Source organism: Neotamlana sedimentorum, assembly GCF_000943565.1.
Lineage (GTDB): Bacteria > Bacteroidota > Bacteroidia > Flavobacteriales > Flavobacteriaceae > Neotamlana > Neotamlana sedimentorum.
In genome coordinates this window covers 510,207-531,029 of sequence record NZ_JTDW01000004.1, presented here as the reverse complement: position 1 = coordinate 531,029, position 20,823 = coordinate 510,207, and the positions used below count along the sequence as shown (strand labels likewise).

Sequence of the window (20,823 nt, the reverse complement as noted above, 5' to 3'; positions counted from 1 at the left end):
TTTTAATACTTTTTCCTCCTTTAAAAAATTTATACCAGTTTATATAGTTAACATTCCTATATATTGTGACTCTTTCTTGCTCATGAATTAAAATGAAGAATATTTATGCGTGGATTATGGTTAGTATTTATAATATTTTAATTTAAAACGACTGTTTGTTTTTTTATTAAACGGAATAAATTTCTACTTGGTCTATAGTTATAGCGTTACATATTTGTGTTTGTAGCGCAAACTCTTGATATAACATGTAGTTTTTTTGTTTTGTTCTATATGACATAATCTATTAATAGTAATTTTATTTTTACTAAACGAAAATAAGTGGTATTATTGGAGAATATTTTAACCAACACTAAACTAAATTATGGGAATAATCTCTTTTGTAGGCTTCACTCTACTTGTGGCTGTTATATCTTATTATGCAACTCGAAAAACAGACGAATCATCATCTGATGGTTATTTTCTTGGAGGACGAAGTTTAACCGGAGTTGTAATAGCAGGTTCATTATTACTTACAAATTTATCTACCGAACAAATTGTAGGCTTAAATGGTGATGCATATACCGATGGTATTTTGGTAATGGCATGGGAAACTCTTGCGGCTATAGCAATGGTTATTACTGCTATATTTTTACTGCCAAGATATTTAAAAGGCGGTATATCAACCATTCCAACATTTTTAGAGAGACGTTTTGATAAAACTACCAAAGCTTTAACGTCAGGATTATTTTTAACAGGTTATGCCGTTGTATTGTTGCCAATGGTTCTATTTACCGGCTCTAAAGCCATTAGTGGCATGTTTAATATTCCAGGATTATTAGGTGTTAGCAGTTGGGCTGCAGTTTGGATATGCGTTTGGGGAATTGGAATTATTGGTTCTATTTATGCCATATTTGGAGGATTAAAAGCTGTTGTGGTTTCTGATACAATAAATGCAGTTGGCTTATTAATTGGTGGACTTTTAATTCCTATATTCGGATTAATGGCGATTGGAGACGATGGAACTATTATGTCAGGATTAGCAAAACTAGGAACCGATCATCCAGAAAAATTAAATGCTATTGGTGGTCCAGATTCAAGTATTCCTTTTGAAACTATTTTTACGGGTATGATGCTTGTTCAATTATTCTATTGGGGAAGTAATCAGCAAATTATTCAGCGTGCATTAGGTGCGAAAAATTTAGCCGAAGGTCAGAAAGGTTTAACCATTGCGGCATTTATAAAAATTTTAGGACCTATCATAGTTGTTCTTCCTGGTATTATTGCCTACCATAAATATGGTGCAGGATTAGAAACTAGTGATGTTTATCCAAAGTTAGTTGCCGATGTGTTACCAGACGTTTGGGTAGGATTTTTTGCGGCTGTTTTGTTTGGCGCAATTTTAAGTTCGTTTAATTCTGCATTAAATAGTTGTGTAACCTTGTATGGTGTAGATATTTATAAGCAATTTTTTAATAAAGAAGCTAGTGATAGGGTTGTTGTTAAAAAAGGAAAAACCTTTGGAGTAATTTTAGCCTTTTTTGCTATGTTTATTGCTCCTTTTTTAATTTATGCAGATAGTATTTTTGGTTATTTACAAACTGTTAATGGTGCTTATAGTGTTCCTATTTTAGCAGTTATCGTAATTGGGATGTTAACTAAGCGAGTACCTGCTATTGCAGCTAAAGTAGGCGTTATTTTTGCCTTTGTAATATATGTACTTTACATAATTTTGGCTAATGGAATGGGGGTAATTAGTTTACATATGTTGCATATGCAAGCGATAACTTTTGTTTTAACAATAATAATTATGCTTGTTATTGGTAAATTAAAACCACGTGAAACAGCATATGAACAGTTATACACAAAACAAGTTGACGTTGTGCCATGGAAACCCGTAAAAATTGTTGGAGGTTTAATTTGCTTGGTAGTAATCTCAACATATTTTATTTTTAGTTAAGATTCTATTTTAAAAAAATATTTGCGAAACAGGGGGTATTAATTACATCCTGTTTTTTTTATGAGTATTTATTTTATTAGTAATTAACATTAATTTGTTATTTTGAATATCTGTTGTGAAAAATAGGTATATTTCACCTCCATCTTTTATGTTGAATTTTTTTCTGATTTGATTTACAGTTTCAGGGAAGTTTCTGGTTGTAATATTGGCTTTTTTAATACCTAATGATTTTATGGTTTTTTTGTTATACGGTACAACGTTTTCAATTTTAAATGTTCTTCCTGGAAACTTTATTATCTGTTCGCTAGTATATAAATGCGAATGCTGATGCATCTTGGCAATTTTTAATTGAAATGAAACTTCATTAAAACCACCAGATTTCAAAATAGCAGTGTTGGGTTCGTATAAATAGGTTTGTGGTAAACTATAATAGGCTTCATTCTTGGTTTCTGAATCTAAAATAAACTGAAAGGTTTCTTGGTTCTCCTTTTTTAAGTTTACTGTTTTTATTGAAGTGGCAGCATGTTCAAAATCATATTCTAACTCCCAGAGTAACTCTTTAACTTCATTATTAATAGCAATAATATGTATTGTTTTTACATGTTTTAGTTCTTTTAGTCCAACTGATATATCTAGTAAGGGAGACGTTTTAATAAGTATATTTTTGGAATGATTAAACAAAAGCTCTAGCTGTTCAGGAACGTTTGGTAAGCAATCATTTAAAAAGAATACTTTGCCTTTAATATCATGTCGTCGAGATGGGTCTAAATAAATCCAATCAAATTTTTGTTTACTTGACTTTAAATATTCAATACCATTAGTGTTTATGGTTGCAACATTTTCTACAGAAAGTTGTTTATAATTATGGTTAACAATTCCAGATAGTTTTTCATTTAATTCGCAATGTATTACCATTTTAAAAACCTTAGAAAAGTAAAAGCAATCTACTCCAAAACCTCCAGTTAAGTCAATAATAGATTTACCAGAAATTAAGGACGACTTATATTTTGCAGTAATTTCAGAGGAAGTTTGTTCAATATTTAATTTATTGGGATAGTAAATGTTTTTAGTTTCAAACCATGTTGGGAGTTTGTTTTTACAGCGTAATTTGGCTTCAATTTGCTCAATAATTTCTTTTGTTCTTACCGATGTAAAATTAGAGCCTTTAAGTAATAGTGTATTAACATTTGAGTTTAAATTATCATCGATATAACTTTGAATTTCAGTATTTAAAATGGATAAATTCAAAAGAAAAATTATAAGTTTTTGGTAAGTTTTTTAACAATTTTATTATCTGTAACGAATGTTTTTAAAATTACTTTAATGGCCGTGTATGCAGGTACTGCTACAACCAGACCTACAATACCAAATAAAATGCCAGCTATTAATATAACCAAAAAAATCTCTAATGGATGTGATTTTACGCTTTTTGAAAAAATAACAGGTTGTGAAATAAAATTATCTATAAGTTGACCAACCACTATAACTACTATAACCCATAGTGTTTTGGGAAGAATAAAATCACTGAATGACTCGCCTAGGTTACTAGTTGTCGTTAAAATAATCATTAATAAACCACCTATTGCTGGTCCTAAATATGGAATAAGATTTATTAGAGCACATAAAAAAGCTATGAGTATAGCATTTTCCATACCAATAATTAATAAACCAACAGTATAAATTATAAATAGTATCGAGATTTGGCAAATCAAGCCAACAAAATATCGAGAGAGTAAATCTTTTATTTTATTGGATGATCTTTTCCAGCGTGCCTCTTTACCCTTTGGGATAATAGTTAATATGCTGTTTTCAAACATTTTATTGTCTTTCAAAAAGAAAAAAGTAATGAATAAAACAGAAAACAGACCAATACTAAAGTTGCCAAAACTGCTAATAACGGAGTTTATAAAATTAGGAAGAATTGAAAAGTCTATTTTTGAAGCTAAATTAGATTCTTTCAAAGATTCCTTAATATCACTTTTGTGTAAATCGAAATGTGTTAAAATTTCATTGTATAAATTTTCGACATTAGTTTGTAATTCTTCAATATTTATTAGCGATAAATTTTCTCCCTGTTTTATTAATAGAGGTATTATTAATGCCATGATACCTGCAAAGACACCAAAGAAAATCAGCATAGTAAAAATAACGGCTAGTGTGTTTTTAAATTTTAATTTATTTTCTAAAAATAAAACTATTGGCCTACCGATTAACGAAATTACGGCAGCAATAGCCACGTAAGTAATTACAGACTGTATTTTGTAAAGAAAAAACAGTAGTAAAGCAACACCTAAAATAATGCCTATGGCACGTAAAATACCGTTTGATATGGTTTTGGAGTTCATGTTGTAAATATAATGTTATTTAAACTTATTTTGCGCTTTAAGTTTTACGACGTGAGAGGTCCTATTAAAAGTATTAACTATTTTGCTTTCAATTAAATGCACTATACGAGTTGCTTAGTAATTTCGTAGAGCGCAATATTTGCTGCTTGTACCACATTCATACTGCTATTTTGTCCAAACATATCGATATGAATTATTTGATTTGAATTTCTTAAAATAGACTCGCTAACACCAAAATTTTCATCACCTATAATAAGAAGTATTGCTTTATTTTTTGAAAACTTTGATTTATGAATAGGTTGGCTATTATGGGTAATTTCTAGAGAAATTATTTGATGTGTGTTTTTTAATTGCTCAACAACTTGAGTAGCTTTTTGAGCAATTTCAAACGGCACTACTTTCTCGGTTGCTCGAGATGTTTTTGCCATTCGTCTTCCTAACGAAACATCTTCACCACAGAGTATGAGTTTTTCAACACCAAAAGCATCGCAAATTCTAAACAAACTACCAATATTTGGTGCATTTGTAACATTATCACAAACTAAGGTGATGGGGAAATTACGAGGTTTAAAGTTGGTGTTGTAGTGTGTAAGTTGCATTTTTTAGAAAGCAGAATTTCAAGCGGATTAGTTAGTTTTTTTATACTTTTTAGAATTTTAATTTGTTAATTCTCAAAAGCAAACTTTACAATATTAGCACCCATTTTAAGTGCTTTTTCACGAACGTCTTCCGGATCGTTATGCACAATAGCATCTTCCCAACCGTCGCCTAAATCACTTTCAAAAGTAAATAATAGTACCAATCTACTGTCTTTAAAAATGCCAAAAGCCTGCGGACGTTTAGCATCATGCTCATGAATTTTAGGAAGGCCATCAGGAAATTTAAAAGCATTACTAAATATAGGGTGATTTGCAGGAAGCTCAATTAACTCTTTATCTGGAAATACCTTTTTTAATTCTTTAGTTACGTACGGTTTTAGTCCGTAATTATCGTCGATATGTAAAAATCCGCCCGAAATAAGATAGTTACGCAAATTTTCGGCATCAGATTCACTAAAAAACACATACCCATGCCCAGTCATATGGATAAACGGATATTGAAAAATATCGGGGCTTCCAACTTCAACAGTTTGAGGTTTAGGGTTTATAGTTGTGTTAATATTTTGGTTACAAAAAGCGATAAGGTTTGGCAATGCGGTAGGATTACCGTACCAATCGCCACCTCCATTATATTTTAATACTGCTAATTCTTGGGCATTTGCTGTTAACGATAAAAGCAAAACGATAAAAAACAGCTGTTTTTTCATGTTATTCATTTATAAACGCAACCGAATGGCAAGCTACTATTGCTGCTGTTTCTGTGCGTAATCTGGTTTCACCCAAAGTTACGGGAATAAATTTAGTTTTAATAGCAGCTTCTATTTCGTTGGTTGAAAAATCGCCTTCTGGTCCAATTAAAATGGTAATATTAGCGTTAGGTTTTAATTGGTTTTTTAAAGATTTTTTATCGGTTTCTTCGCAATGTGCAATAAATAAATCGCCATTAAAATCTTGTTTTAAAAAAGAATTAAGTGTTTTGGCTTCATGCAATTTGGGCATGTAACATTGTAGCGACTGTTTTACTGCAGATTGTAAAATACGCTCAAAACGTTCGGTTTTTATAACCTTACGTTCGCTATGGTCGCAAATTATTGGTGTAATGCTATCAATTCCTATTTCTGTAGCTTTTTCTAAAAACCATTCATAGCGGTCGTTCATTTTTGTTGGAGCAACCGCTAAATGTAAATTGTAATTGTGTTTTTTTTGAAAGGTTTTCGAAACTATTTTAGCAACACATTTGTTTATGTTATTTATAAAAACTTCGGCGGTAAACAACCAGCCATTACCATTGGTAATATGTAATGCGTCTCCAATGCTTTTGCGTAAAACTTTTATAATATGCCGACTTTCATCCTTGTTAAAGGTGATTTCTGGAGTGTTTTCGGTAATTTCTGGATTGTAAAAAAGTTGCATTAATTTTGCTCGACAATTTTTAAAACTTCAATTTCAACAATTTTTTTAGGTTCTTCGGTAATCATTGCTACATAATACCAATTGTTTTTAGGAATATCTATTGTAAAAGGTTCTCCAACCTCATGATAATTATTTAAAATAAAAGGTTCAAAATCTTCATGTAAATCACCTTTTGTAATCCATCCTAAGTCACCACCTTTTTGAGAATTGCCATCCATTGAATATTGTTTAGCTAAATAATCGAAGGCAGCACCATTATTGTATTTATTTATTATAAGTTTACGTAAATCATTTAAATTTTTTTTATCAAAAGTATTGCCATCTAAATAAATATATGAAGCTCTTTGGTATACCTTTTTATGTTTTTTTATAATTTTAAAATAGGTAGTTTCAAATTCGTTTTCAGTTTTTTTAGTTCCTCCAACCCCTAGTTTAAAAAGTTCTTTAGCTAAAATAGTTTTGTGCTTTTCTTCATTAAATGTAATAAGCTTGTTTTTTTTAGATTTCTTTTCGGCTAAAAATGTTTCAATTTGATCGGGTGTTTCAAGTAAAGCTAATTCTTTTTCGGTAGAGTTTTGGGCATAAAAAATTGTTGATAAACTAGTTAAGGTTAAAAATAGTAATGTTTTTTTCATAAAAAAATGTAGGTTTTGTTATTTCTTTAATCAAAATTAAAAGATAATGAATTTGAGGCTTTTATATGGTAAATAAGTTGTTAAGAAATATTGTTTATAACTTTTAGTTTTAAATTTTTAACCTAGCAGAAGCTGCCACGTTATTTTGTGCAAAATCGTTTTCTAAATATTTTAAATAGCCCACAATGGCAATCATAGCAGCATTATCGGTAGTAAATTCAAATTTAGGCACGTAGGTTGTCCAGCCAAATTTGTTCTCACCATCTTTTAAGGCTTGACGAATACCTGAATTTGCTGAAACTCCACCACCAATAGCTATATGTTTAATATTTGTATCTGTCGATGCTCGTTTTAATTTATCGATTAAAATACCAATAATGGTGTATTGAATAGAGGCACAAATATCGTTAAGGTTTTCTTCAATGAAATTTGGATTTGTTTTGGTTTCCTTTTGAATAAAATACAAAATGGCTGTTTTTAAACCAGAAAAACTAAAGTTTAAACCGTCTACTTTTGGTTTGGTAAATTTAAAAGCTTTAGGGTTCCCTAATTTAGCACGTTTATCAATTTCTGGTCCTGCGGGATAGCCTAAACCTAAAATCTTACCACTTTTATCGAAGGCTTCTCCAACGGCGTCATCAATAGTTTCGCCAATTACGGTCATATCAAAATAATTATCAACCCGAACAATTTGAGTATGTCCGCCCGAAATAGTCATGGCTAAAAACGGAAAAGGTGGTTTACTATAGCCTTCTTCATCAATAAAATGAGCTAAAATATGACCTTGCATATGGTTAACATCAATTAATGGAATATTTAATCCATAGGCTAAAGATTTTGCAAACGATGTACCAACTAACAAACTTCCCATTAAACCCGGTCCGCGCGTAAACGCAATAGCGTGAAGTTGTTCTTTTTTTATGTTTGCTTTTTCTAATGCTTGATGTACAACTGGAACAATGTTCTGCTGGTGCGCTCGAGAAGCTAATTCGGGAACAACACCACCATAGGCTTCATGTATTTTTTGACTTGCAATTACATTGCTTAAAATTTTGCCATTGTGAATTACAGATGCCGCTGTATCGTCGCAAGACGATTCAATTCCCAGGATATAAATATTTTGTGACGCCATTAATAAAATTTGGGCATAATTATTGTTAATTTTGAAATTTAGTTGAAGTTTAAAAATAAAACTGCAATTAAAATACAAAAGTAAAGATTCTTAGTATAAAATCTACAAATTAAAGCGTATCAAAAAGGCATTTAAAATATTTTACAAAATTGTAGGCATTTTGCTTATGCTTTTCATCATTTTGGTGTTAGTGCTTTCTGTTCCCGCGGTTCAAACTAAACTTGGAAAATACGCGACTAAACGTTTAAACGAAGAATTTAAAACCAATATTAATATTGCTCGGGTAAGTCTTCAATTTAATGGTGATGTAGAGCTTAAAGATATTTATGTTGAAGATTATAAAAAAGACACTTTAATTGCAATAAAAGAGCTTAATACATCCATTTTAAGTTATACCAATTTAGCCAACGGAAATTTAGTTTTTGGAGATATTGATATCGAAAACCTACTATTTAATATTAAAACGTATAAAGATGAAACCAAAACTAATTTAGACGTTTTTGTAGAAAAGTTTGAAAACGATAATCCATCGACTAGTTCTAGTAATTTTCTACTGTCGTCTAGCGATGTGTCTATTTACAACAGTGTGTTTAAACTAGTTAATGAAAATAATGAGGAGCCTACTGTGTTGCAGTTTGATGCATTAAATATAAATGCTACAAATTTTTTAATTCACGGTAGCGAGGTTAGTACACGTATAAATACACTAGCGTTTAAAGATAGTAGAGGAATAGAGGTGAAAAATTTAATGACCGATTTTAGTTATACCTTATCGGGAATGACTTTTAACAGACTGCAAATTAAAACACCAAATTCGTCTTTAAACGGCGATTTAAAATTTAGCTATAAGCGTGAAGATTTACAGTATTTTACAGATAAGGTTTTTGTTAATGCAAATTTCACTAATTCTAGTGTCTATTTAAACGAACTTAATGTTTTTTACAATGAGTTTGGCAGTCAACAAATTGCAAATTTTAGTGCCAACTTATCTGGGACTTTAAACAAATTAACAGCCGATAATTTAAAATTGGAAACGAACTCTAAAACCAAAATCTATGGTGATTTAAGTTTTGAAAACTTGTTTAATGCAGAAGAGTATAATTTTGTTATGAACGGTAGGTTTAATAACTTAACTTCTACTTACAACGATTTAACAGCACTTTTACCCAATGTTTTAGGTGACGCTATCCCCTCAACTTTCAATAATGTTGGGGTATTTACAATTAGCGGTAATTCTAAAGTAACCTCTACTGCAGTTCAGGCTGATATTAATATAAATACAGATTTAGGTTTTATAGATACTAATTTAATAATCGATAAAATTAACGACATCGATAATGCAAATTATAAAGGTAAAGTTATTTTTAAAGATTTCGATTTTGGTACATTTTTAAATGATGAAGCTATTGGTTTAGGATCGTTAAACGTCGATGTTAACGGTGAAGGTTTTATAATAGAATCTTTAAATACGCAGGTTGTTGGTGATATTTTTAATATGGAATACAACGATTATTCATATAAAAATAGCAAAATTGCAGGAACAGTAAAAAATAAAATTTTTGATGGGAATTTAGTGGTTAACGATCCTAATTTAAAAATGAATTTTAACGGGCTCGTAGATTTTTCTGAAGTTATAAAAAAATACGATTTTGAAGCTGTAGTAGATTTTGCCAATTTAAAAACCTTAAACTTTGTTAAAAACGATAGCATTTCAGAGTTTAGTAGCCATGTAAAGATGAATATGAATAGTAGTAACTTAGATGATGCTCATGGTAAAATTTCTTTTGAAAAAACAAGATATAAGAACGAAAATGACACCTATAGATTTGATAAATTTAATATTTCATCTCAGTTTAATGGTGACGAACGTCATGTAGTATTTAGTTCACCAGATATTATTGAGGGGGAGTTAAAAGGTCATTTTTATATTAAAGATATCGGGAAATTATTTGAAAATTCTATTGGGTATATTTATACCAATTATATTCCATATAAAGTAGAACAAAATCAAAGTATAGATTTTCAATTCAATATTTATAACAAAATTGTAGAGGTTTTTTATCCTGAATTAGAACTAGGTAATAATACCTTTATTCGAGGGAAAGTTGAAAGTAACGAAGAAAAATTTAAACTTACGTTTAAGTCGCCAGAAATTAAAATTCCTGATTATTTAGCTAATAATATTGAAATACAAGTAGACAATAGTAATCCACTTTTTAATACATATGTGGAAATTGATAAACTTGACACCAAATTTTATAATGTTTCCAATTTTAATTTAATTAATGTAACTGTAAATGATACATTGTTTATGCGAAGTGAGTTTAATGGAGGTAAAAATGGAAATGATATTTATAATCTAAGTTTTTATCATACTATAAACGAGAATGCAGAGTCGGTGATTGGCTTTAAGAAGAGCGATGTAACTATTAAAAATAGCAAGTGGCTTATTAATGAAAGTGAAGATAGGTTTCATAAGGTATCTTTCGACAAGAAACTAACAAAATTTAATATTGATAAGTTTAGAATTAATCATCAAAATGAAGAAATAAGGTTATCTGGATTTTTAAAAGATTCTACTCAAAAAGATATAAAGCTTAATTTTTCGAATGTAGATTTAGCAAAAATTACACCCGATATAGATAGTTTAAAACTATCTGGAAATGTAAATGGTAGATTAGATGTATTGCAACAAAACGGTAGTTATTTGCCAAATTCTACTGTGGTAATTAACGATTTTAAAATTAATGATTTTTTACTTGGTTCGTTCGATGCCTCTATTACAGGAAACGAATCGTTAACCAATTATGTCGTAGATGCTACAATTAAAGATGACACGGAAAGAACCTTTAGAGCACAGGGCGATATTTATGTTAATGGGAAAGAATCCAGCATTGATGTGTCGTTTGGGTTTAATAAGTTTAATTTATATCCATTAAATCCGTTGTTAGAAGATGTGTTGTCTAATATTAGGGGAGAAGTAACTGGTGATGTTCGTATTTCAGGCGATTTAAAACATCCAACTATAGATGGCGATGTTATTTTACAAAATGCCGGATTAGGTGTGCCTTATTTAAATGTAGATTATAATTTTAACGATAACGCCTCCTTAAGTTTAAAAAATCAATCTTTTGTGTTTAATAATATTGGTTTAACCGATTCTAAATACAATTCAAAAGGAAAGCTTAATGGTTTTGTAGAGCATTATAACTTTTCTAAATGGAAATTAGGACTAGATATTTCATCTTCAAATTTATTAATTTTAGATACCCAAGAAACCGAAGAGTCGCTTTACTATGGTACAGGTTTTATTGGAGGTGTTGCAAGTATTCAAGGACTAACCGATGAGCTTGTAATTCGTGTTATTGCAGAAACTAAAAAAGGAACAGTATTTAAAATTCCGTTAAATGATGCAGAATCTTTTGGCGACAATTCATATATACATTTTATAACAAAAGAAGAAAAAGAAGCTAAAAAGGAAGGTCGTGAAATTACTTTTGAAGAGATAAAAGGGTTAGAACTGGATTTTGATTTGGATGTAACTGAAGATGCTGAAGTAGAAATTATTATTGACAAAAATACAGGACATTCGTTAAAAGGTCGTGGAAATGGTGGCTTATTAGTTGAAATTAACACTAACGGAAAATTTGATATGTGGGGCGATTTCGCTGTGTTTGATGGTGTTTATAATTTTGCTTATGGAGGTATTATTCAAAAAGAATTTATTGTACAACCTGGTGGTACCATAGCCTGGGAAGGTGACCCGTTGGATGCCACAATAGATATGTTAGCAGTTTATAAAACTCAAGCTAACCCGTCGCCATTACTTGACAACCCAATTAATCGAAGTATACCTGTAGAGTTAAATATTGAGTTAAATGGAAACTTAGAGCAGTTCGATCCTAATTTTTCCTTTAACTTTCCCAATGTAAGTTCATCTATAAAATCAGAGCTTCAATATCGTTTGGATTCTGATGAGAACAAACAAAACCAGGCTTTGTATTTAATTTCAACGGGATCTTTCTCTCAAGGTTTAAACGAACTAAATTTTTCAGGAACTATTGCAGAGCGTTTAAACGGTATTATAAACGGTATTTTTTCTAACAACAATGGTAAACTTAATATTGGTTTAAATTATGAAGCCGGCCAAAATACACCAGATTATCAAACTGATGATAGGGTTGGTTTTACATTACAAACCCAGTTAAACGATCGAGTGCTAATAAATGGTAAAGTTGGTGTTCCCGTGGGGGGAGCAACCGAAACTGTGGTAGCTGGTGATGTTGAAATAAGTTTTCTTTTAAATGAAGAAGGAACCCTTACCGCAAAAGTGTTTAATCGAGAAAATAGTATTCAAAATTTTGGAGAGCAAATTGGGTATACTCAAGGTATAGGTATATCTTATAACGTGGACTTCGATACCTTTAAAGAATTGCTTCAAAAAATTTTTAATAAACAAGATGAAAATACTGTTTTAGAAGAGTCTCCAGAAGAAGAAAATAATACGAGCTTACCAGAGCATATTTCGTTTAAAACATCTTCAAAGAAATAGCTTAAAATCTAATAAAACACAAAGTTTCGTACATTTTTATCAACTAAAACGTTATAGTTTTTAAAGTATTATTAAAAATGTTGGAATCCTTTAGATATGTGCTTTTTGTTTAGTAATTTTACTCAATAAAGTACATAAATTAATGTCGGAAAACATAAAAAAAATAGCCGTTTTAACCTCTGGTGGAGATTCCCCAGGCATGAATGCTGCAATTCGTGCAGTAGTTAGAACTTGTGCTTACCATAATATAGAATGTATTGGCGTATATCGTGGATACGAAGGTTTAATTGATGGTGATTTTGAATCACTAGATGCCCGTAGTGTTAAAGGTATAATCAATAAAGGCGGAACCTTTTTAAAATCTGCAAGATCTAAAACGTTTAGAACTAAGGAAGGCAGACAAAAAGCATACGAAAACCTACTAAATGAAAATGTAAACGGACTTGTTGTTATTGGTGGCGATGGTTCTTTTACAGGAGCACTTGTATTTAATAATGAATTTGGTTTCCCTGTAATGGGAATTCCAGGAACTATAGATAACGATATTGTAGGCACATCGCATACCTTAGGGTTCGATACAGCTTTAAATACAGTTGTAGATGCTATCGATAAAATTAGAGATACAGCAAGTTCTCACAATCGTTTATTCTTTGTTGAGGTTATGGGGCGCGATGTTGGCCATATAGCACTTAACGCAGGTATAGCTGGTGGTGCCGAAGAAATTTTAATTCCTGAAGAAGACTTAGGATTAGAAAGGTTAGTAGACTCTTTAAACAAGAGTAAAACAACAGGAAAAACTTCTAGTATAGTAATTGTAGCCGAAGGAGATAAAATAGGTAAAAACATTTTCGAACTTAAAGATTATGTTGATGAAAACATGGAGGGCTACGACGTACGTGTTTCCGTATTAGGACATATGCAACGTGGTGGTGCACCATCTTGTTTCGATCGCGTTTTAGCTAGCCGAATGGGTGTAAAAGCTGTTGAGTCTATTTTAGATGGAGAAACAAACTATATGGTTGGTTTAATTAACGGAAAAATGGAATTAACACCTTTAGACCAAGCAATAAAAGGAAAAACAAAAATTAATTTAGAATTACTACGAGTGTCAGATATTATGAGCACTTAAATAAACATTTATAACTATTATTATGTCAAAATTAAAAATTGGAATTAACGGATTTGGAAGAATTGGTAGAATCGCTTTTAGAGTAGCAGCTGCTAGACCAGATATCGAAATAGTAGGTATCAACGATTTATTAGACGTTGAGCACTTAGCATATTTATTAAAATACGATTCAGTTCACGGAAAATTCGACGGAACTATCGATATTAATAACGGAAACTTAGTAGTAAACGGAAACGAAATTCGTGTAACTGCAGAGCGTAACCCAGAAGATTTAAAATGGGATGCTGTAGGAGCAACTGTTGTTTTAGATTGTACAGGTATTTTTACAACTCTAGATAAAGCTCAAGCTCACATTAAAGCTGGTGCTAAAAAGGTAGCTATTTCTGCACCTTCTGCAGATGCTCCAATGTTTGTAATGGGTGTTAACCACAATAAAATTACTGCAGACGATACAATAGTATCAAACGCATCTTGTACAACTAACTGTTTAGCGCCTTTAGCTAAAGTAATTAACGATAAGTTTGGTATTGCAGAAGGATTAATGACAACCGTTCACGCATCAACTTCAACACAGTTTGTTGTAGATGCGCCATCTAGAAAAAACTACAGATTAGGTCGTGCTGCAATTTCTAACATTATTCCTTCATCAACTGGTGCTGCAAAAGCTGTTGGTAAAGTAATTCCAGAGTTAAACGGTAAATTAACAGGTATGGCATTTAGAGTACCAACTCCAGATGTATCTGTAGTAGATTTAACTTGTCGTTTAGAAAACCCTGCTTCTTTTGATGAAGTAAAAGCAGCTCTTAAAGAAGCTTCAGAAAACGAATTAAAAGGTGTGTTAGGATACACTGAAGAAGGTGTTGTTTCTCAAGATTTCGTGTCTGAGCCTAGAACAAGTGTTTTTGATGCTGAAGCTAGTATAGGATTAAATGATGGTTTCATTAAATTAATCTCTTGGTACGATAACGAGTTTGGTTACTCAACTAAACTAATCGATCTTGCACAACACATTGGTGCATTATAATATTGTAAATAACTTCAAAACTCCGCAATTGTAAATAGTTGCGGAGTTTTTTTTTATCTTTAAACTTATGGTTTTAATTGTTGATAGTGGTTCTACAAAATCCGATTGGATTGCGGTAGACAATAATGGAAATAAATTATTAGAAAAAATTCGTACCGAAGGCTTAAACCCTGCAATTCTTTCTGAAAGTAAATTAACAAAGCGTATTGAAAAAAGCGATGTTTTAATTAAACATAAAAACGAAGTAACCCACTTGTATTTCTATGGTGCTGGTTGTGGAACAGAAAATGCAAAACATAGCTTAACTAATGTTTTAAACAAAATGTTTCCTAGTGCCCACGTTGAAGTAAATGAAGATACCTTAGCTGCTGTATATTCTACAATTAACAACCCTAAGGAAGCTGCGGTAGTTTGTATTTTAGGTACAGGTTCTAACTGTAGTTATTACGATGGCGAAAACCTTCATCAACGTGTTATCTCTTTGGGTTATACATTAATGGATGATGCTTCAGGGAACTACTACGGAAAACAATTAATTCGCGATTATTATTACAATAAAATGCCCGAAAATATTAAAATTGCCTTTGGAAGTAAATTTAATATGGATGCTGATTTTATTAAAAATAACTTATATAAAAAGCCAAGTCCTAATGCCTATTTGGCAAACTTTGCCGAATTTATGTTTTTACATAAAGACTCAGATTATACCATAAATCTTATAAAAAAAGGAATTCAATTATTTGCTGAAACCATGATTATGCAATATAAAGAAGAACTTAAAACAGTTCCTGTACATTTTGCAGGTTCAATTGGTTATTTTGCTCAAGATGAAATTAAAGCTGTGGCCGATGAAATGGGATTTACTGCCGGTAATTTTGTTCGTAGACCAATTGAAGGTTTAATACCTTTTCATACAAAAAATCTGTAATTTATTAGCTTACTAGCCAGACATACGGCCTTCTACATTTCGAATAAAGACGATAAAAAAACGCTTATTCAAGATATTTTAGATTCAAAAATTATTCCTGAAACCAAAGGATTAAAAGGCGTTTTGTTTTCTGATATTACTTTAAACAAGCTTATTAATGAAGAATTACGTCATGGTAAAGTTGATGTTAAAACTAAAGTAGATAATAGTTTATATCATTCTTCTGAAGGTGAGCGAAAACAAGCATTATTACAGTATTTAATAAATTTAAAACCAGATTACATTGTGTTAGACAATGTTTTTGGAAGTTTAGATATACAAGCGCAAGAAGCTTTTAAAACTACGTTACAGGCCTTAAGTGAAAATACACTTTTAATACAAATTACCAATAGAAAAGCCGATGTATTGTCTTTTATACAATCGGTTTTTTCTATTAAAAACAATACACTTGTAGAAGTTAATTTAAAAGATGATAATGTAAGCACATCTTTTAATTTAGCATTACCGAAGCCATATAAGCTTATAAATTACAAGTATAACCGATTGGTTGAATTTAATAAGGTTTCAATAAAATACGCAGACCGAACCATTATAAAAGATATTTCTTGGACTATAAAACCAGGTGAATTTTGGAAGCTAATAGGACCCAATGGGTCTGGTAAAAGTACCATGTTAAGTATGATTTATGGCGATAACCCAAAAGCATTCGGGCAAAATATTTATTTATTTGATGTAAAAAAGGGTAGCGGAGAAAGTGTTTGGGAAATTAAAAAGAAAATAGGCTATTTTACAGCCGAAATGGTTCGTGGTTTTGCACGTTTAGATTCTATAGGAAATATGGTTGTTTCTGGTTTTTATGACTCTGTAGGGCTTTATAAAACACCTTCACATTTAGAAATTGAAATAGCACACCAATGGTTAAAAGTTTTAGGGTTATTTGAAATAAGAAAACAAAGTTTTCTTGATTTAACTAAAGGACAACAACGTTTAGTATTAATCGCTAGAGCGATGGTTAAGAGTCCTCCGCTTTTAATTTTAGATGAGCCCACTAATGGTTTAGATGATACCGAAGCTGTGCTTTTTGCTAATCTAATAAATAAAATTGCTAAAGAGACGAATACAGCTATTTTATATGTATCTCATCGAATTGAAGAAGAATTAAACACGGATTATATTTTTCAACTTTCACCAACTAGTTCTGGTTCAGTTGGTAATATTTTATAAGTTAGTTGTTCGTAAAACTATATGACTAATTTATAAGATGAGTTCCATTAGAAAGGGTAACACTATAAAAAGAACAAGCTTTGCCAAAAGTGTTTTTATAATCTGTCTCTACAAAATTCTTAAAAGCATCCACACTGTGTTTATGAATCAAGTTAATTGTACATCCACCAAAACCGCCACCCATCATTCTTGCTCCAATTACGTACTTGGTACTTCGGGCTTTATCAACTAAAAAGTCAAGTTCATCACAACTTACTTTATATTGTTTTGAAAGTCCGTTATGCGAACTATATATAAGTTTTCCTAAGGTTTTTATGTCGTTATCTAGCATGGCTTTCGATGCTTTTATAGCGCGTTGATTTTCTTGAATAACGAAAAGAGCTTTATTGTAGTTTTCTGGAGTCACCAAGTTTTTAATGGCTTTCAAATCACTTTCATTAGCATCTCGAAGAGCCGAAATTTTTAAACGTTTGGCTATATTTTCGCAGGCCGATCGTCGGTCATTATAAGCACTATCAGATAAACTGTGTTTAACATTTGTATTGATTAAAACAAGGTCATATTCTTTAAAATCTATTTTAAACGGTTTGGCTTTAATACTTCTACAATCTAGTAGCAATGCATGGTTTTTAACACCAAACATACTCGCATATTGGTCCATGATCCCGCAATTTACACCGACATAATTATGTTCGGCTTTTTGCGAAATTAAAATCATTTCTTCTTTAGTTAAATTTAAATCAAATATTTTATTTAGGCCAAAAACTATGCTATTTTCCAAGGCGGCCGAAGAAGACATGCCAGCACCGCCAGGTATATCACCTTTAAAAACAATATTAAAGTTGCCAATAATTTTATTTGTTTTTTGTATTTCGGCTACAATGCCTAGAACATAATTTTGCCAACTACCTTCCTTCATTGGTTTTACAGCATTTAAATTAAACTCTAGTTTATCGTTTTTATCCAAAGCAAATGCTGTACATTTATTTGTATTGGCTTTTTGAATTGCTGCGTATATTCCTTTGTTTACAGCTCCTGGAAATACAAAACCATCATTGTAATCAGTATGTTCGCCAATAATATTTATTCTTCCTGGAGAAAATATTAAGAAAGGATCTTCCCCAAATTTTTTTATATAAATTTTTTTTACATCACTAACTAACTGTTTATCCATATTTAATTTTTTTTAAATAGCTTTCTTTATATTTTTGAGTTGGTAAAAATTATAAGAACATTCTGCAAATATATAAAAATCCTAAATAAACAGACTAGACCCTACTAGTTGGTTTTTTAAGTTTATATGATTAATAAAAATTAAAGGAATGATTTGAAATTTTATTTAAGAAACGGGAGAAATAACTATGATTATAAATTAATAGTTAAATGATATACCATCAATTAAGAATAGAAAGTTTAGGAGGGAAGTATTATGAAGGCTTATGGTTAAAGTATGAATTTAGATTTTAACAAGATGTATTAAATATATTTAAGTAATATCAAAAAATACCCCAATAGTTATATTGGCATAACACAATATGGCTATTGGGGTTGGTTTAAATCGTTAAATAATGTAAAAACGATTTAATTACGCATATAAAAGGAGTATTTTTTATACGAGTAGTATTTCGCTACTAACTAAATAGTTAAAATGAAAACTAAAAAAATGCTCTTAAGGGTTGTATTTAAAAATAATACCTTTTAAACGCTTCTATCGCGGCGTATTCTGCTAAACCTAAATTATTATACTTTGTTGCCGTAAGGCGGTTTCTATCTTCTGCTCGTACCCAAAACTCTCTGCTATCATCTCCTTGAAACATAACCCCATCTTTTTGAGATTGATGGTAAAATATAGCGTGACGTTTTCTAAGTACTTGATCTGGACTCATAGGTACGGCCATTTCTATTTGATATGGTTCCCATTCGTGCCAAGCGCCACGGTAAAGCCATACCCAACAATCATCCATATAAGGTTCCTTTTTAAGAATTTTTAAGGCATCAAATAAACTATCTAAACATACTTTATGTGTACCGTGCGGGTCTGCTAGATCACCAGCGGCATAAATTTGATGAGGTTTAATATCTTCTATTAAATTGCACATTATTTTAATATCCGCATCGGTTAAATTCCCTTTTTTAACGGTTCCAGTTTCGTAGAACGGAAGGTCTAAAAAGTGAACGTTGTCATCAGGAACACCTACATAACGAGTGGCCGCTACAGATTCACTTCTTCGTATTAAACCTTTTAATCTTCTTGCTTCAACGGAATCAATATCGTTTTTAGATTTGTTTTTAAAGAATTCTATGATACTGTTAAACTCGCCTGCATTCGGGTTTATAGTTGAAGCTACTTCGGCAAATTTTAAAGCTTCCTCGTCAGAAACTGCAATGTTACCAGAAGTTTGATAAGCTACATGCACTTCGTGCCCTTGTTCTACTAATCTATCGAAAGTACCTCCCATAGAAATAACATCGTCGTCTGGATGTGGACTAAAAATTATAACTCGTTTTTTGGCCGGTGTGCTGCGTTCTGGTCTGTATTTATCGTCCTCATTTGGTTTTCCACCTGGCCATCCTGTAATGGTATGCTGTAATTTATTAAACATTTTTATGTTTAAGTCGTATGCTGTACCTTCTTCAGTTAAAAGACCGGACATGCCGTGATCGTTATAATCTTTATCGGTTAATTTTAATATAGGTTTATTAGTTAATTCACTAAGCCAAACCACAGCTTTTAATTTTAATTCATCATCCCAAATACAAGAAGTTACTAACCAAGGTGTTTTTACTCTAGTAAGCTCTAAAGAAGCTTCACTATCTAAAACAAAGGTTGTATTGTTATGTTCCTGTAAATAGGTTGCAGGAATGTTTGGTGTTATTTCTCCTTCAATGGCTTTTTGTAAAATTTCAGCTTTATTATTACCCCAAGCTAATAAAACAATACGTTTTGCATTTTTTATTGTGCCAATACCCATCGTAATGGCTTTCCTAGGCACATTGTCTATACCTAAAAAGGCAGAGGCTGCATCCACGCGAGTAATGTGGTCTAGAGTTATACTTCGTGTACCAGAGTTTAAATGCGAACCAGGTTCGTTAAATCCAATATGACCTGTACGACCAATACCTAATAATTGAAAGTCTAAGCCTCCGTAAGATTTAATTTTCATTTCATAATCTACACAGAATTGTCTTAGCTCGTTTGCGCTAACGGTTCCGTCAGGAATATTTATGTTTTCAGGATCAATATCAACATGATTGAATAAATGCTCATGCATAAAATAGAAGTAACTTTGTATGTTGCTTCTATCCATAGGGTAATATTCATCTAAATTAAAAGTTACCACATTGGCAAAACTTAAGCCTTCTTCTTTGTGAAGTCTTACTAGCTCTTCATAAACTTTTATTGGCGAAGAACCAGTAGCCAAACCTAATACACAAGGCTCGTTAAGTTCTTGTTTTAATTGAATTAAATTAGCAATTTCTTGCGCAACAATTTTTGAAGCTTCTAGTGAAGAATCGAAAATAACATTATGAATTTTTTCATAGCGTGTATCTTCAAATTTACCTGCTTCTTTAAATTTAATTTTTTCGTTTTCTTGATGGGTTACTTGCTCTCTAATCATTTTTGATATAAATGCCTTAAAATTTATGATAAAATAAAAGTACTAGAAGAATTTTAACTAGTACATAATTTTTCGACTAATAGCATTTCATAAACGCTAAAGGTTTCGTTTATTATATTAATATATTGTTTTGAATAACATCACCCAAAGTAATTTATTAGATTTAGTGTACTTGGTTTACTTACTGCGCTTTATGCGGCGTGAATGTTAAAGGTTATTCTTGTTTTTGCAGTACTAGAAAGTTTTAGCAATGTATAAAGGTTTGTTTATTGCTCTACACTAAGAA

The 20,823-nt window shown here is 31.2% G+C and carries 15 protein-coding genes; 6 read left to right on the top strand and 9 right to left on the bottom strand.

The features are described 5' to 3' along the window. Window positions 1-361: 361 nt before the first annotated feature. The gene (locus PW52_RS07165; protein ID WP_044632226.1) at window positions 362-1,936 is read left to right on the top strand and encodes a solute:sodium symporter family transporter; all 1,575 of its coding nucleotides are present in this window, start codon (window positions 362-364) and stop codon (window positions 1,934-1,936) included. Between the two features lie 42 nt (window positions 1,937-1,978). Here the strand turns inward: PW52_RS07165 and PW52_RS07160 are convergent, their stop codons facing one another. The 7 genes from PW52_RS07160 to tsaD form a co-directional block, all read right to left on the bottom strand. Continuing rightward, complete coding sequence (locus PW52_RS07160; protein ID WP_044632225.1) at window positions 1,979-3,184, bottom strand: THUMP-like domain-containing protein; 1,206 nt, start codon at window positions 3,182-3,184, stop codon at window positions 1,979-1,981. 8 nt (window positions 3,185-3,192) lie between these two features. Further along, window positions 3,193-4,281, bottom strand: coding sequence for an AI-2E family transporter (locus PW52_RS07155; RefSeq protein ID WP_044632224.1), 1,089 nt, complete (start codon window positions 4,279-4,281; stop codon window positions 3,193-3,195). 101 nt (window positions 4,282-4,382) lie between these two features. Beyond that, window positions 4,383-4,880, bottom strand: coding sequence for a TrmH family RNA methyltransferase (locus PW52_RS07150; protein WP_044632223.1), 498 nt, complete (start codon window positions 4,878-4,880; stop codon window positions 4,383-4,385). A gap of 65 nt (window positions 4,881-4,945) precedes the next feature. Continuing rightward, window positions 4,946-5,587 carry a DUF4159 domain-containing protein gene (locus PW52_RS07145; RefSeq protein WP_044632271.1) on the bottom strand — a complete coding sequence of 214 codons (642 nt, stop codon included), beginning with the start codon at window positions 5,585-5,587 and terminating at the stop codon, window positions 4,946-4,948. 1 nt (window position 5,588) lies between these two features. Further along, window positions 5,589-6,293 carry a 16S rRNA (uracil(1498)-N(3))-methyltransferase gene (locus PW52_RS07140; protein WP_044632222.1) on the bottom strand — a complete coding sequence of 235 codons (705 nt, stop codon included), beginning with the start codon at window positions 6,291-6,293 and terminating at the stop codon, window positions 5,589-5,591. Further along, window positions 6,293-6,928 (bottom strand): peptidylprolyl isomerase, encoded by a 636-nt coding sequence (locus PW52_RS07135; protein WP_044632221.1) that lies wholly within the window; start codon window positions 6,926-6,928, stop codon window positions 6,293-6,295. The genes PW52_RS07140 and PW52_RS07135 overlap by 1 nt, the downstream gene beginning before the upstream one ends. Before the next feature lie 109 nt (window positions 6,929-7,037). After that, a complete protein-coding gene (tsaD, locus tag PW52_RS07130; RefSeq protein ID WP_044632270.1) occupies window positions 7,038-8,060 on the bottom strand; it encodes a tRNA (adenosine(37)-N6)-threonylcarbamoyltransferase complex transferase subunit TsaD in 1,023 nt (340 codons plus the stop codon). A 166-nt stretch (window positions 8,061-8,226) separates the two neighbouring features. Between tsaD and PW52_RS07125 the strand changes: the two genes are divergently transcribed. The 5 genes from PW52_RS07125 to PW52_RS07105 all read left to right on the top strand — a co-directional run bounded on the left by PW52_RS07125 (window position 8,227) and on the right by PW52_RS07105 (window position 16,917). Beyond that, on the top strand, window positions 8,227-12,612 hold the full coding sequence (locus tag PW52_RS07125) for a translocation/assembly module TamB domain-containing protein (protein WP_044632220.1): 4,386 nt from the start codon (window positions 8,227-8,229) through the stop codon (window positions 12,610-12,612). 142 nt (window positions 12,613-12,754) lie between these two features. Then, window positions 12,755-13,741 carry a 6-phosphofructokinase gene (pfkA, locus tag PW52_RS07120; protein WP_044632219.1) on the top strand — a complete coding sequence of 329 codons (987 nt, stop codon included), beginning with the start codon at window positions 12,755-12,757 and terminating at the stop codon, window positions 13,739-13,741. Between the two features lie 22 nt (window positions 13,742-13,763). Next, window positions 13,764-14,765 carry a type I glyceraldehyde-3-phosphate dehydrogenase gene (gap, locus tag PW52_RS07115; RefSeq protein WP_044632218.1) on the top strand — a complete coding sequence of 334 codons (1,002 nt, stop codon included), beginning with the start codon at window positions 13,764-13,766 and terminating at the stop codon, window positions 14,763-14,765. A gap of 67 nt (window positions 14,766-14,832) precedes the next feature. Beyond that, entirely contained in the window at window positions 14,833-15,693 is an 861-nt protein-coding gene (locus PW52_RS07110) for an N-acetylglucosamine kinase (RefSeq protein ID WP_044632217.1), read from the top strand. A 123-nt stretch (window positions 15,694-15,816) separates the two neighbouring features. Then, window positions 15,817-16,917, top strand: coding sequence for an ATP-binding cassette domain-containing protein (locus PW52_RS07105; RefSeq protein WP_052823412.1), 1,101 nt, complete (start codon window positions 15,817-15,819; stop codon window positions 16,915-16,917). Window positions 16,918-16,942: 25 nt separating this feature from the next. Here PW52_RS07105 and galK read toward each other — a convergent pair whose 3' ends face one another. After that, on the bottom strand, window positions 16,943-18,091 hold the full coding sequence (gene galK, locus PW52_RS07100) for a galactokinase (protein ID WP_044632215.1): 1,149 nt from the start codon (window positions 18,089-18,091) through the stop codon (window positions 16,943-16,945). A gap of 508 nt (window positions 18,092-18,599) precedes the next feature. Next, window positions 18,600-20,537, bottom strand: coding sequence for a glucosamine-6-phosphate deaminase (gene nagB, locus PW52_RS07095; RefSeq protein WP_044632214.1), 1,938 nt, complete (start codon window positions 20,535-20,537; stop codon window positions 18,600-18,602). Between the last annotated feature and the right edge of the window lie 286 nt (window positions 20,538-20,823).

What these genes read in the sequence shown, in the direction of transcription:
- nagB (WP_044632214.1), bottom strand. Translation starts at nt 20,537, where the DNA reads ATGATTAGAGAGCAAGTAACCCATCAAGAAAACGAAAAAATTAAATTT.
- PW52_RS07165 (WP_044632226.1), top strand. Translation starts at nt 362, where the DNA reads ATGGGAATAATCTCTTTTGTAGGCTTCACTCTACTTGTGGCTGTTATA.
- PW52_RS07150 (WP_044632223.1), bottom strand. Translation starts at nt 4,880, where the DNA reads ATGCAACTTACACACTACAACACCAACTTTAAACCTCGTAATTTCCCC.
- pfkA (WP_044632219.1), top strand. Translation starts at nt 12,755, where the DNA reads ATGTCGGAAAACATAAAAAAAATAGCCGTTTTAACCTCTGGTGGAGAT.
- PW52_RS07135 (WP_044632221.1), bottom strand. Translation starts at nt 6,928, where the DNA reads ATGAAAAAAACATTACTATTTTTAACCTTAACTAGTTTATCAACAATT.
- PW52_RS07140 (WP_044632222.1), bottom strand. Translation starts at nt 6,293, where the DNA reads ATGCAACTTTTTTACAATCCAGAAATTACCGAAAACACTCCAGAAATC.
- PW52_RS07125 (WP_044632220.1), top strand. Translation starts at nt 8,227, where the DNA reads ATGCTTTTCATCATTTTGGTGTTAGTGCTTTCTGTTCCCGCGGTTCAA.
- PW52_RS07145 (WP_044632271.1), bottom strand. Translation starts at nt 5,587, where the DNA reads ATGAAAAAACAGCTGTTTTTTATCGTTTTGCTTTTATCGTTAACAGCA.
- PW52_RS07155 (WP_044632224.1), bottom strand. Translation starts at nt 4,281, where the DNA reads ATGAACTCCAAAACCATATCAAACGGTATTTTACGTGCCATAGGCATT.
- PW52_RS07110 (WP_044632217.1), top strand. Translation starts at nt 14,833, where the DNA reads ATGGTTTTAATTGTTGATAGTGGTTCTACAAAATCCGATTGGATTGCG.
- tsaD (WP_044632270.1), bottom strand. Translation starts at nt 8,060, where the DNA reads ATGGCGTCACAAAATATTTATATCCTGGGAATTGAATCGTCTTGCGAC.
- gap (WP_044632218.1), top strand. Translation starts at nt 13,764, where the DNA reads ATGTCAAAATTAAAAATTGGAATTAACGGATTTGGAAGAATTGGTAGA.
- galK (WP_044632215.1), bottom strand. Translation starts at nt 18,091, where the DNA reads ATGGATAAACAGTTAGTTAGTGATGTAAAAAAAATTTATATAAAAAAA.